We start from the raw sequence: 13,015 nt of genomic DNA on the forward strand, positions 1-13,015 counted from the left end.
CATGTTGGACAGACTAAGAGTCGCGCCGCTGTCACTCAATGACCGTAACTGACAACTTATTGATCCAAATGTGCAGCGCCCCTTGGCAAGTGCCGGCATGCGCCCTACCCTAGTCGCGAATCCTGCACACGGCCGTTGACTGTTTCCCCATGCGCAAACTTCTGTACCTGACTTTCTCCATGGCATTGATTGCCGCCCTTACGACCTACGCCATGTGGGCCGCGGACCGTCCGGTGGGTCATTACCTGTCGGACCTGCGCATCAACCTCGCGGTCGACCAAGGCACACCCGCCGATCGCGGCAACTTGCTGGGCATCCAGCCCGAACTGTTTCCCACTGACTATCAAAGCTCCGAGCGCCTGCACCGCAAGCTGGCGGCCTATTTGCAGAAGGCCCAGGACCAGGGCCTGCTGAACGAAAAAACCATCGTCGTCCTGCCCGAACATATCGGCACCTGGTTGATGGTCAGCGGCGAGAAAGATGAGCTGTACCAGGCCACCACGCTCAAGGAAGCCATGAACTGGCTGGCGGTCAGCAACCCACTGAAGTTCGTCCGCGCACTGATCAGCGCCAAGGGCGAAAAACGTCTGGACGACGCTCACCTGCGCATGAAGGCCAAAGGCATGGCCAAGGACTACCAGGCGCTGTTTGGTGGTCTGGCGAAAGAATTCCACGTGACGTTGGTGGCGGGCTCCATCGTGCTACCCGAGCCCAGCATCATCGACGGCACCCTGAAAATCGGCCGCGGCGCGTTGTACAACAGCAGCGTGGTGTTTGGTCGCGATGGCTTGCCGATCGGCCAACCCCAGCGCCAGATGCACCCGATTTTCGATGAACATGAAGTCATCGCCGCCAATGGCGAGCATACGCTCAACGTCGTCGACACCCCGGCCGGACGCCTGGGCGTGCTGATCGGCAGCGACAGCTGGTACCCGGACAACTACCGCAAGCTCGACAACCAAGGTGCGCAGTTCGTCGCGGTCCCCGCGTTTGTGATCGGGCGCGGCACCTGGGACAAACCGTGGCGCGGTTACAAGGGGCTGTCGACGCCTGGCTCGGTCAGTCTCAAGGCCGGGGAGCTCAGCGAAGGCCAGGCCTGGCATCGCCTGACACTCACCGCTCAACCGCCCAGCAGCCAGGCAATCGCCGGCATGAGCGTGTTCCTGCGCGGTCAGTTCTGGGATCAGGGCAGCGCCGGTCAAAGTTTTCTCAGCAGCAACGGGCAGCAGTTCGCCGACGGCAATGCCCGTGGCGCGCGCTTGCTGAACCTCTGGTTGTAACCGATGAAACCGTTGCCGATGCGCCTCGGCGATCTGTCGGTGGGCTTTGTTCATAGCTTGGCCGACGCCGTGCGCAGCCACGGTGCAGACCCTCAGCCGTTGCTCGAACAATACGGTCTCGACGCGGCGCGCCTCAGCGAAGCAGGCGCCCGGCTCTCGATCCCGCGCTACATGCGTCTGGGTCACAGCGCCATTCAACTGACCGACAACCCGGCGCTTGGCTTGCGCATGGGTCAGCTCAGTCGCCTGAGCCAGGTCGGCCTGGCCGGGGTCACGGCCGCTCAGGCGCCAACGGTGCGAGAAGCCGCGCGCTGTCTGATTCGCTTCGAAGCCTTGTATGGTTCCAATTATCGCGGTCAATCGAGTTTTCACGAAGACGCCCAAGGCGCTTGGCTGCGGTTCTATTCCATCAGCCCTTACAACGCCTACAACCGCTTCGTAGTGGATTCGATCATCGCTGGCTGGTTGCAGCAATTGTCCAGCATAAGCCCTGCCCCGTTGCGGGCCGAACGCATCGAGATCGAGTTTGATGAGCCGGATTACCGCACGGCTTATGAGGTGTTGGGCGACTGCCCGATCCAGTTTGGCCGCGAGCACAATCAACTGCGCTTGAGCCTTGCCAGCCTCGCCCAGCGCAACCCGGAACATTGCCCGAGCACCTGGCGACACTTGCTGCAACTGTGTGAACGGGAGCTGGAGCAACTGACACGCACCCGCAGCCTGCGTGAACGCATCACTCAGCTACTGGGGCCATTGCTCAATGGTGGCCGGGAACCCGACCTGGAAGAAGTGGCGGCACGCCTGAAGCTGCCAACCTGGACCTTGCGCCGCAAACTTGCCGAGGAAGGCACGCAATTTCGCGCAATCCTCAATGACACGCGCCGCGATCTGGCCATGACCTACATCCGCGATACCGAACTGGCGTTCGGAGAAATCGCCTATCTGCTGGGCTTTGCCTCGGCCGAAGCCTTTCAACGGGCCTTCAAACGCTGGAGTGGCCAGACTCCCGGCGAGTTTCGCCGCAGTCATCGCCAATCCGCTTGACGCTTACAGCTCGGTAGCGTCTTCCGCCGGTTCCAGCGGGTCCAGCTCAAACGCCTGATACTCGAGCAACTCTTCTTGATATTCGTCCATTTTGAATCCCCCACAGTTCGTTGAAAAAAACGCCTGAATAAATGACCAGCACCCCGAGCATAAAGTGCCCACGTGAAAGAAAAATGACGCAGGCACACCGCTCAGCGGCTACTTAATAAAACGTAGCAGGCCGTCAGGAATTTATCACAGGATTTTTTCGATACAGGCCGTAGGACAACGGGCTGGGTTGACGCGGGTCAAATTAAAAGCCGCTGCAGGATCGGTGTCGACTGAACCGATCCCGCGGCGTCAGAGCACGATTACTGGCCTGATACAGGAATGGCCGAAATAGGCTCGGTAGGTGGAGGCAGGCTTGATTGAGGCGGCGGAGTGACGGTTTCCGTGGTCGATGCCGGCTCGGCGCTTTCGGCCGGAGCAATCGGAGCAGCCTCAGGCGGCGGTGCAACCGGCTCAGAGGCTGCTGGAGCCGCTTCGGCAGGCGCTGGCGAAGGTTCTGCGGCAGGTGCCGGGGTCGGCGCCAACGGAGCCGGTGCGGCCTTGGCTTCAGGCACGCCGAGATCGGGCTTCGGCTTATCCTTGATGTGCGCGGCCTTTTTCGCTTCCGGCGGCAGGAACAACTCGACCAGGGTGAAGAAACGCTCGTAGAACTTGGGCGACGATACGGTTTCGCTGGCGACCTTGACCATCGAGTCGTCGGACGAGCCGATCGGCATCGACACAGAACCCAGCACGCCTACGCCAACGCTGGCGGAGTTGTTGGTCTTCTTCAGCGCATAACGATCCTGCAGGGCGTTAGCGAACATGGTCGCGTGGAGCCCCTCACTGCCGTCATCGGCACAGACCACACTGAAGCTGATCTCCATGTGGGTCTCGCCGGTCTGCTGGAAGCTTTTGTGTCCGCTGACCAGTTTGGGGTCGGCGCTGGTGATGATGTAGCCCTGGCTCAGCAATGCCCGACGAGCGGCTTCGCACGTCTGCGCATCCGTCACCGGGTAGCTACGCGAAAACGTTCCGGAGTCATCGAAGTTCTCATGCTCGTAGATTGGGGCTTTCTTCGACGAGCAGCCGGCCGCGGCGGCCAGCACCAACGCCAGCCCTGCAACACGCATGGGAAATGATTTAAACATTGAACATCCTGAGGAAAACGGTCCGGGGCGTATTGTGCAACAGATCGATGCTTAGCGGAGTATCGATTAGTGTCTTAAAACAGTTACAAGTCTACTGACTGTCATTTACAGGAAAAAGTCGCACGGTAAACACTCAGGCGACGGGTAACCCGCGCTGCTTTCGTTTCGCCCATAAAAAACCCCAGCCTTTCGGCCGGGGTTTTTGTGTAGCGCAAAACTCAGTCAGGCATCAGAAGCGTTTGATCTCAGCCTGGCTTTCCAGCAGTTTGCGGTAGGCCGCAAAGTCTTGCTGGCCAATGCGCGAAGCGAGGAAGCGACGGTATTGAGCCTTCTCTTCTTCGGTCGGCGCAGCCGCTTCGTTCACGCCGTTCAGACGCACAATCACCAGGCTACCATCGGCCAGGGTCACGCTGCTGAAGGTCGGCTTGTCCTTGGCGACAGGCTTGGGCATGCGGAACAGCGCCTGCAGCACGGTTGGGTCAACCCCTTCCTGGCCACGAGTGGCTGCCTGGATCACTTTCCAGCTCTGACCGTCGATCGCCTTGTCCAGCGCAGTCTTGCCATCGCGCAGGCTGACAATCAGCTCTTCAGCCTTGGTCTTGGCGGCAGCACTGGCGTGCTCCTTGGCCAATTGCACGCGAATACTTGGCGCTACGCTTTCCAGCGGCAGTTGCGCAGGCTTCAGGTGCTCCTTGGCGCGCAGCACGATCACGGTTTCCGGATCGAGCTCGATGGCGGTGCTGTTGGCACCCTCATCCAGCACTTCAGGGCTGAACGCAGCAGTGATCACGGCACGGTTGGCCGTAACACCTTCGCCACCTTCACGGCCGAACGGTTTGGACGTATGAACAGTGAGCTTCAGGTCCTGCGCCGGCTGAGCCAGATCAGAGGCTTCGAACGACGAGTCTTCCAGTTGCTTGGTCGCCTCGACGAAACGTTGCTCGACCTGCTGGGTTTTCAGCTCACGGGTCAGCTTGTCTTTCAGGCTGGCGAGCGTCGGCACTTCAGGCGCTTCGACACCCAACAGCTTGATCAGGTGTAAACCGAAGTCAGTGCGGACCGGTGCCGAGACCTGATCCTTGGCCAACGCATACAGCGCGGTTTCGAAGGCTGGATCGTAGACACCAGGACCGGCATAACCAAGGTCACCGCCGTTGTTCGCCGAACCAGGATCCTGAGAGAACTCCTTAGCCAGAGCTTCGAACTTCTCGCCTTTTGCCAGACGTGCCTGGATCTCTTCGATCTTGGCCTTGGCTTGCGCTTCGGTCACCTTGTCGTTCACTTCGATCAGAATGTGCGCGGCCCGGCGTTGTTCCGACAGGTTCGCGGTTTCTTTCTGATACGCCGCTTGCAGGTCTTCGTCCTTGACGCTGACCTGATCAAAGAAGGAAGCCTTCTTCAACTCCAGGTAATCAATGACCACCTGATCCGGCGTCATGAATTCCTTGGCGTGTTCGTCGTAGTAGGCTTTGACTTCATCGTCGGTCAGCTTCACAGCCGCCGGGTCAGCCTTGACGTTCAGCGAAGCGAAATCGCGGGTCTGTTTTTCCAGACGGGCGAATGCCAGAACCTGTGCGTCGGTGACAAAACCGCTACCTGCCAGACCCGCGCGCAACTGACCGATCAGCATTTCCTGAGCCAGCATCTGGCGGAATTGCATGCGGCTGTAGCCGAGTTGGCGAATAACCTGGTCGAAACGCTCAGGGCTGAACTTGCCATCAACCTGGAATTCAGGCGTCTGCAGGATCACCTGGTCCAAAGCAGCTTCGGAAAAAGCGAACTTCGAGTTTTCTGCGCCTTGCAGCAGCAGCTTGCGATCGATCAAGCCTTTGAGGGCCGATTCGCGCAGCATTTTTTCGTCGAGCAAGGAAGCATCGAAATCCTTGCCAAGTTGTTGCATGAGCTGACGGCGTTGCATATCGACCGCCTGGCTCAGCTCGTTTTGACTGATTTCTTCACCATTGACCTTGGCCGCATCCTGGCTGTTGGTCGTCGCCTGGAAAATGGCCTCGATACCGGTGAAAGCCATCAGTACAACGATGATCCCGATAATGGTCTTGGCAATCCAGCCTTGTGAATTGTCCCTGATATTCTGCAGCATGCGTCCCCCAGAAACGGTTGAACTTCAAAATTAGGCAACCGTGGAGCGTGGGTAGAATCCGGATAGAAGAAAGGCGCATCCGAGGATGCGCCTTCTCGTAACTGGCGGAGCGGACCGATGACTCGAACTTGCGAGCCTCGGTGTCTCGGATCGGCGACTCGCCGACTGGACTACCGCTCCGCTGCCAGGTCAGGCATGACCCCGACCCGGATAGGCAAAAACCTGAATCGAACTTAGTTGACAGCTTCTTTCAGTGCTTTACCGGCTTTGAAACCTGGTTTTTTAGCGGCTGCGATTTCCAGCGTCTTACCGGTCTGTGGGTTACGACCAATGCGAGCTGGACGATCAGTTACGGAGAAAGTACCGAAACCAACCAGAACAACAGAGTCGCCAGCCTTGAGAGCGCCAGTGACGGATTCGATTACAGCGTCCAGCGCACGGCCAGCAGCAGCTTTCGGGATATCAGCGGATGCAGCGATAGCATCAATCAGTTCCGACTTGTTCACTCTAAGTCCCCTTATATCTATTTGAGTATGATTCTAAGTTTTTTGGTGAAAGCAAAAACGAGTGCTGAATGGCCTACAGACACTTAAGAGCCGCTTTATAACAAGGGCTCTAAAAAGCTGTCAACAAGCCACCCAGGCAAATGCGTACTAATGCGTGCTAATTCTTTCCTTAGAGTCAGACTCGCGTTTTTCATCCTTTGCAACTATCTCTGGAGCTACATCTGGCAAGGGCTCCGGCGCGTATTGCAGCGCAATTTGCAGGACCTCGTCAATCCATTTAACCGGTTTAATCTGCAGATCTTGCTTGATATTGTCAGGAATTTCCTTCAGATCGCGTACGTTCTCTTCAGGAATGATCACGGTCTTGATTCCGCCACGGTGAGCAGCGAGCAGTTTTTCTTTCAAACCACCAATCGCCAGCACCTGACCACGCAGCGTAATTTCGCCAGTCATGGCGACGTCCGCGCGCACAGGGATCCCGGTCAATGCCGACACCAGAGCCGTGCACATACCCACACCGGCGCTAGGGCCGTCTTTCGGGGTCGCCCCTTCCGGCATATGGATGTGCGTGTCGCGCTTCTCATGGAAGTCCAGGGGAATCCCCAGGCTCTTCGCGCGACTGCGAACAACCGTCAGGGCCGCAGTGATCGATTCGACCATGACGTCACCCAAGGAACCGGTCTTGATCAACTGGCCTTTACCCGGCACGACTGCGGCTTCGATGGTCAGCAATTCGCCGCCCACTTGAGTCCACGCCAGCCCGGTCACCTGACCGATCTGATCCTGCGATTCGGCCAGACCGTAGCGGAATTTGCGCACGCCCAGGAAGTGTTCCAGCATCTCGGCAGTGACCTTAACCGAGAAGCGTTTTTCCATTGCATGCTCTTTGACCGCCTTGCGGCAAACCTTCGCAATCTGGCGCTCCAGCCCACGTACACCGGCTTCGCGGGTGTAGTAGCGGATGATGTCGCGGATCGCTTCGGCGTCGAATTCCAGCTCGCCCTTTTTCAAACCATTGGCAGTAATCTGCTTTGGCGAAAGGTATTTGACGGCGATGTTGATCTTTTCGTCTTCGGTGTAACCCGGCAGACGAATCACTTCCATCCGGTCCAGCAGGGCTGGTGGAATGTTCATGGAGTTCGAGGTGCAAAGGAACATCACATCGGACAGGTCGTAGTCGACTTCCAGATAGTGATCGTTGAAGTTGTGGTTCTGCTCAGGGTCGAGCACCTCCAGCAACGCCGACGCCGGATCGCCACGCATGTCGCTGCCCATCTTGTCGATTTCATCGAGCAGGAACAGCGGGTTACGGACGCCCACTTTTGTCATCTTTTGAATCAATCTTCCTGGCATCGAACCGATATAAGTACGGCGATGACCACGAATTTCCGCTTCATCACGCACACCGCCGAGGGCCATACGCACGAATTTGCGGTTGGTGGCGTGAGCAATCGACTCCGCCAGAGAGGTTTTACCCACCCCAGGAGGACCGACCAGGCACAACACCGGACCACGAATTTTCTTCACGCGTTTTTGCACGGCGAGGTATTCGAGGATCCGTTCTTTGACTTCTTCCAGACCATAGTGGTCTGCATCGAGAATGTCTTCAGCGCGCGCCAGATCCAGACGCACTTTGCTCTGCGCCTTCCACGGCACCTGAACCAGCCAGTCAATATACGAGCGCACCACGGTCGCTTCCGCAGACATTGGCGACATTTGTTTTAACTTGTTCAGTTCGCCCTGGGCTTTGGCCAGCGCATCTTTCGGCAGACCGGCGGCATCGATGCGCTTTTTCAGCTCTTCGATTTCATTGTGGCCTTCGTCGCTGTCGCCGAGTTCTTTCTGAATGGCCTTCATCTGCTCATTCAGGTAGTACTCGCGCTGGCTGCGCTCCATTTGTTTTTTGACGCGACCACGAATGCGTTTTTCGACTTGCAACAGGTCGATCTCGGCATCCAGCAACGCCAGAACGTGCTCGACCCGGGCCGACAAATCAATGATTTCGAGGATTTCCTGCTTCTGCTCGATCTTCAGGGCCATGTGTGCGGCCATGGTATCGACCAGCCGGCCCGGTTCGTCGATGCTATTGAGCGACGACAGGACCTCAGCGGGGACTTTTTTGCCCAGCTGTACGTATTGTTCGAACTGAGCCAGCAGGCTGCGGACGAACACTTCCGACTCGCGCTCTGGCGCGTCGACTTCGTCGATCAATGAGACTTCGGCGCGGCAGTGGCCGTCCACTTCGCTGAAACGCTCAACGGCGCCCCGCTGCTCACCTTCGACCAAAACCTTGACCGTGCCGTCAGGCAGCTTGAGCAGCTGCAGAACGGTCGCAATGGTACCTACGCGATAAAGTGCTTCTTCACCGGGATCGTCGTCAGCAGGGTTTCTCTGAGCCAGCAGAAGGATCTGCTTGTCGCCCGTCATCGCTGCCTCGAGGGCTTCGATGGATTTCTCGCGCCCCACGAACAGCGGGATAACCATGTGCGGATAAACCACAACATCACGCAATGGCAGGAGAGGCAATTCGATGGTTGTCTTCATGATTTCGCCTCTACGGCGGCCATAAGGCCGTAAACAGATGGAAGTGAGCTTGAAACCAAGATGGGGGCTACCTTCAAAAAAAACAAGCTTAAAGAAGGTGTTAAAACGCGCTAAAAGCAAAGGGGCCCGAAGGCCCCTTCTTTATTCCAGCAGCGTGACGCTTAGGCGTCTGGCGCTGCCTTGGCAGCCGGCTCACTGTTTTCGTAGATATACAGTGGCTTGGACTTGCCTTCTATAACGCTTTCGTCGATCACTACTTTACTCACCTCGGACTGCGAGGGGATTTCATACATAGTGTCGAGCAATACACCTTCGAGAATCGAACGCAGCCCACGGGCACCGGTTTTGCGTTCCAGGGCACGTTTGGCGACCGATTTCAGAGCGTCGGCCCGGAATTCCAGGTCCACACCTTCCATCTCGAACAGCTTGGCATACTGTTTGGTCAGAGCATTTTTCGGCTCGGTGAGAATCTGCATCAGCGCAGCCTCATCAAGCTCGTCCAGCGTGGCAAGTACCGGCAGACGACCGACGAATTCCGGGATCAGACCGAACTTGACCAGATCGTCAGGCTCGACTTCACGCAGGGACTCACCGACTTTCTTGCCTTCTTCCTTGCTGCGCACTTCCGCGTTGAAACCGATGCCGCCCTTGGTGGAACGGTTTTGAATAACCTTTTCCAGACCGGAGAATGCACCACCGCAGATGAACAGGATGTTACGGGTGTCGACCTGAAGGAATTCCTGCTGCGGATGCTTGCGACCACCTTGAGGCGGAACGGAAGCGACCGTGCCTTCGATCAACTTGAGCAGGGCCTGTTGCACGCCTTCACCGGAAACGTCCCGGGTGATCGACGGGTTGTCAGACTTGCGCGAGATCTTGTCGATCTCATCGATGTAGACAATGCCCATTTGGGCCTTTTCTACGTCGTAATCGCACTTCTGCAGCAGCTTCTGAATGATGTTTTCGACATCTTCACCCACGTAACCTGCCTCGGTGAGGGTGGTTGCGTCGGCGATGGTGAACGGAACGTTCAGCAAACGGGCCAGTGTTTCGGCAAGCAGGGTTTTACCCGAGCCTGTCGGGCCGATCAGCAAGATGTTGCTCTTGCCGAGTTCGACATCGTCATTCTTTTTGTCACGCTGGTTCAGGCGCTTGTAGTGGTTGTACACCGCTACGGCCAGAACCTTTTTCGCACGTTCCTGACCAATCACGTACTGATCAAGGATGCCGCTGATTTCTTTAGGCGAAGGCAATTTATGCGCGCTGCTTTCGGCCTGGGCTTCCTGCACCTCCTCACGGATGATGTCATTGCACAGGTCGACGCACTCGTCGCAGATAAAGACCGAGGGGCCGGCAATCAATTTGCGCACTTCATGCTGGCTTTTGCCACAGAAGGAGCAATAGAGCAGCTTGCCGTTGTCCTCGCCGTTGCGGGTGTCAGTCATTCGTTCGATCCAAATCCGATAGGCTTGCAACACAAGATGAAGGCTATTGCGGGCTTTTTCAAGCCCGCTAATGATCGGACGCGCCGACCAACCCTATTTTGAGCTGCTTAATTTAAGCGGGGCGCTGGCTGATCACTTCATCGATCAACCCGTATTCACGCGCTGCTTCTGCACTCATGAAATTATCGCGGTTGGTATCGCGCTCAATTTCTTCAAGAGTGTGCCCGCTATGCTTGGCCATCAGCGTGTTGAGACGCTCACGAATGAAGAGGATTTCCTTGGCATGGATTTCGATATCCGAAGCCTGGCCCTGGAAACCGCCCAGTGGCTGGTGAATCATCACACGCGAGTTCGGCAGGCAGTAACGCTTGCCAGCAGCACCGGCCGTCAATAGAAACGCACCCATGCTGCACGCTTGACCGATACAGGTAGTCGACACGTTTGGCTTGATGAACTGCATGGTGTCATAGATCGACATACCAGCCGTCACCGAACCGCCCGGGGAGTTGATATAGAGATGGATGTCCTTGTCCGGGTTTTCCGCTTCAAGGAACAGCAGTTGCGCACAGATCAGGTTGGCCATGTAGTCCTCTACCGGACCAACCAGAAAGATCACTCGCTCCTTGAGAAGGCGCGAGTAGATGTCATAGGCGCGCTCGCCACGAGCAGATTGCTCGACAACCATCGGGACCAGGCCGCCTGCGGCCTGGATATCAGAGTTCTGCTGAATATACGAATTACGGAACATGCTCTGCAGTCACTCCCAAATAGTTATGTCTTGAATACGCATAAGCCAGCACGAAGGCTGGCTTATGGTGTGTACTTCTTACCGCAAAAACGATCAGTCGGCTTGTGGAGCTTCTACCGGCTTGACTGCTTCTTCGTAAGAGACCGATTTGTCGGTCACGCTAGCTTTCTGCAGAACAGTATCCACAACTTGCTCTTCCAGCACAACCGAACGAACTTCGTTCAGTTGCTGGTCGTTCTTGTAGTACCAAGACACAACCTGCTCAGGCTCTTGGTAAGCCGAAGCCATTTCCTGAATCATTTCACGAACGCGGGCTTCGTCAGGCTTGAGGTCGAATTGCTTGACCACTTCTGCCACGATCAGACCCAGCACAACGCGGCGCTTGGCTTGCTCTTCGAACAGCTCGGCCGGCAGTTGCTCAGGCTTGATGTTGCCGCCGAACTGCTGAACAGCCTGCACGCGCAGACGGTCAACTTCGTTGGACAGCAGAGCCTTAGGCACTTCGATCGGGTTGGTGGCCAGCAGACCGTCCATTACCTGATTCTTAACCTTGGATTTGATCGCCTGACGCAGTTCACGCTCCATGTTCTTGCGAACTTCGGTGCGGAAGCCTTCCAGGCCCGTTTCCTTGATGCCGAATTGAGCGAAGAATTCTTCGGTCAGTTCTGGCAGTTTTGGTTCGGAAACAGTGTTCACGGTCACGGTGAACTCAGCGGTTTTGCCTGCCAGGTCGAGGTTCTGATAGTCCTCTGGGAAGGTCAGGTTCAGAACGCGCTCTTCGCCGGCTTTAGCGCCAACCAGGCCATCTTCAAAACCAGGAATCATGCGGCCGGAACCCAGAACCAGCTGAGTACCTTTGGCGGAACCGCCAGCGAACACTTCACCGTCGACCTTGCCAACGAAATCGATGTTCAGCTGGTCTTCGTTTTGAGCAGCGCGATCGGCCACTTCGAAACGGGTGTTCTGCTTGCGCAGCACTTCCAGCATTTTGTCCAGATCGGCATCAGCCACGTCAGCGCTCAGACGCTCAACCGCGATACCTTCGAAACCGGCAACGGTGAACTCCGGGAACACTTCGAAAATCGCGACGTATTCCAGGTCTTTGCCAGCTTCCAGCGATTTCGGCTCGATCGAAGGAGCGCCAGCCGGGTTCAGCTTCTGCTCAACGACAGCTTCGTAGAAAGAAGACTGGATCACGTCGCCAACAGCTTCCTGACGTGCATCAGCACCGAAACGGCGCTTGATTTCACTCATCGGCACTTTGCCTGGACGGAAGCCAGCAATCTTGGCCTTTTGGGCAGTCTGCTGCAGACGCTTGTTGACCTGAGTCTCGATGCGCTCAGCCGGCACGGTGATGCTCATGCGGCGCTCAAGAGCAGAAGTATTTTCAACAGAAACTTGCATGGATATTCCTCGTTGCACAGACGTTAGCCGGCCGTTTCCGACCCCAGAATCAAGGGCATGCATTCTAGTGGGTCAAACTCAAGAAGTCACCCTACTGAAAACGGGTAAAAAAGCAGCAGGCAATTTATAGGCGGGGACAAACGGTTGTGCCTCGCCCTGTTAGCAAATACAGCCAATCATGCCAGGGCTCTGCACCAATCCTTCTATATATAGAAGGCATCGGCAATCCATCCCTGACAGTCGACCCCACGAGGGGACCAACGGGCGAATCAGCATCATCGAGAAACATAAATCCGACGATTCGAGCCGCCCTCTCGACCCAGAACCTGCGGCCGCTTTGAAAATTCAGACTTCTAAAACAAAAACGGCGCAGCCCTTTTCAGGTGCTGCGCCGTTTTCTGCTATTAAATAGCTACTTGTAATGGTGCGGACGGAGAGACTCGAACTCTCACACCTTGCGGCGCTGGAACCTAAATCCAGTGTGTCTACCAATTCCACCACATCCGCATCAAGCTTTTAAAGCAAAGGCGCCAGACTGTTAATCTGGCGCCTTTCTAAATATGGGGTGGACGAAGGGGATCGAACCCTCGACAACGGGAGTCACAATCCCGTGCTCTACCAACTGAGCTACGCCCACCATATTGCCATGTTGCGTTACTTGTGCCAAAGCTGCCTAATGGCGCACCCGGCAGGACTCGAACCTGCGACCATCCGCTTAGAAGGCGGATGCTCTATCCAGCTGAGCTACGGGCGCCTTGTTAATCT

Annotated in this window: 9 protein-coding genes and 3 tRNA genes; 2 read left to right on the top strand and 10 right to left on the bottom strand. The window is 56.5% G+C overall.

Annotated elements, in window-relative coordinates; all coding sequences use genetic code 11:
- The first annotated feature begins 149 nt into the window (after window positions 1-149).
- Entirely contained in the window at window positions 150-1,280 is a 1,131-nt protein-coding gene (locus ACMXYJ_RS23970) for a nitrilase-related carbon-nitrogen hydrolase (RefSeq protein ID WP_415757194.1), read from the top strand.
- A gap of 3 nt (window positions 1,281-1,283) precedes the next feature.
- Window positions 1,284-2,324: an AraC family transcriptional regulator gene (locus ACMXYJ_RS23975; protein WP_415757195.1), complete on the top strand. Its 1,041-nt coding sequence runs from the start codon at window positions 1,284-1,286 to the stop codon at window positions 2,322-2,324.
- Between the two features lie 350 nt (window positions 2,325-2,674).
- Here ACMXYJ_RS23975 and ACMXYJ_RS23980 read toward each other — a convergent pair whose 3' ends face one another.
- The 10 genes from ACMXYJ_RS23980 to ACMXYJ_RS24025 form a co-directional block, all read right to left on the bottom strand.
- Window positions 2,675-3,502, bottom strand: a complete 828-nt coding sequence (locus ACMXYJ_RS23980) for a DUF2242 domain-containing protein (protein ID WP_415757196.1) — start codon at window positions 3,500-3,502, stop codon at window positions 2,675-2,677.
- A gap of 229 nt (window positions 3,503-3,731) precedes the next feature.
- On the bottom strand, window positions 3,732-5,603 hold the full coding sequence (locus tag ACMXYJ_RS23985) for a SurA N-terminal domain-containing protein (protein WP_415757197.1): 1,872 nt from the start codon (window positions 5,601-5,603) through the stop codon (window positions 3,732-3,734).
- A gap of 233 nt (window positions 5,604-5,836) precedes the next feature.
- Window positions 5,837-6,109 (bottom strand): HU family DNA-binding protein, encoded by a 273-nt coding sequence (locus ACMXYJ_RS23990; protein ID WP_002552737.1) that lies wholly within the window; start codon window positions 6,107-6,109, stop codon window positions 5,837-5,839.
- A gap of 147 nt (window positions 6,110-6,256) precedes the next feature.
- Complete coding sequence (lon, locus tag ACMXYJ_RS23995) at window positions 6,257-8,653, bottom strand: endopeptidase La (RefSeq protein ID WP_008148424.1); 2,397 nt, start codon at window positions 8,651-8,653, stop codon at window positions 6,257-6,259.
- A gap of 161 nt (window positions 8,654-8,814) precedes the next feature.
- Window positions 8,815-10,098: an ATP-dependent Clp protease ATP-binding subunit ClpX gene (gene clpX, locus ACMXYJ_RS24000; RefSeq protein ID WP_007946893.1), complete on the bottom strand. Its 1,284-nt coding sequence runs from the start codon at window positions 10,096-10,098 to the stop codon at window positions 8,815-8,817.
- Window positions 10,099-10,210: 112 nt separating this feature from the next.
- The gene (gene clpP, locus ACMXYJ_RS24005) at window positions 10,211-10,846 is read right to left on the bottom strand and encodes an ATP-dependent Clp endopeptidase proteolytic subunit ClpP (protein WP_033057292.1); all 636 of its coding nucleotides are present in this window, start codon (window positions 10,844-10,846) and stop codon (window positions 10,211-10,213) included.
- Window positions 10,847-10,939: 93 nt separating this feature from the next.
- Window positions 10,940-12,250 (bottom strand): trigger factor, encoded by a 1,311-nt coding sequence (gene tig, locus ACMXYJ_RS24010; protein WP_046047576.1) that lies wholly within the window; start codon window positions 12,248-12,250, stop codon window positions 10,940-10,942.
- Window positions 12,251-12,672: 422 nt separating this feature from the next.
- Window positions 12,673-12,757: transfer RNA gene (locus tag ACMXYJ_RS24015), tRNA-Leu, on the bottom strand.
- Window positions 12,758-12,811: 54 nt separating this feature from the next.
- Window positions 12,812-12,887, bottom strand: a tRNA-His gene (locus ACMXYJ_RS24020).
- A 40-nt stretch (window positions 12,888-12,927) separates the two neighbouring features.
- Window positions 12,928-13,004, bottom strand: a tRNA-Arg gene (locus tag ACMXYJ_RS24025).
- Window positions 13,005-13,015 lie beyond the last annotated feature (11 nt).

Origin of the sequence: Pseudomonas arabinosi, assembly GCF_047758675.1 — a bacterium.
Classification (GTDB): domain Bacteria; phylum Pseudomonadota; class Gammaproteobacteria; order Pseudomonadales; family Pseudomonadaceae; genus Aquipseudomonas; species Aquipseudomonas arabinosi.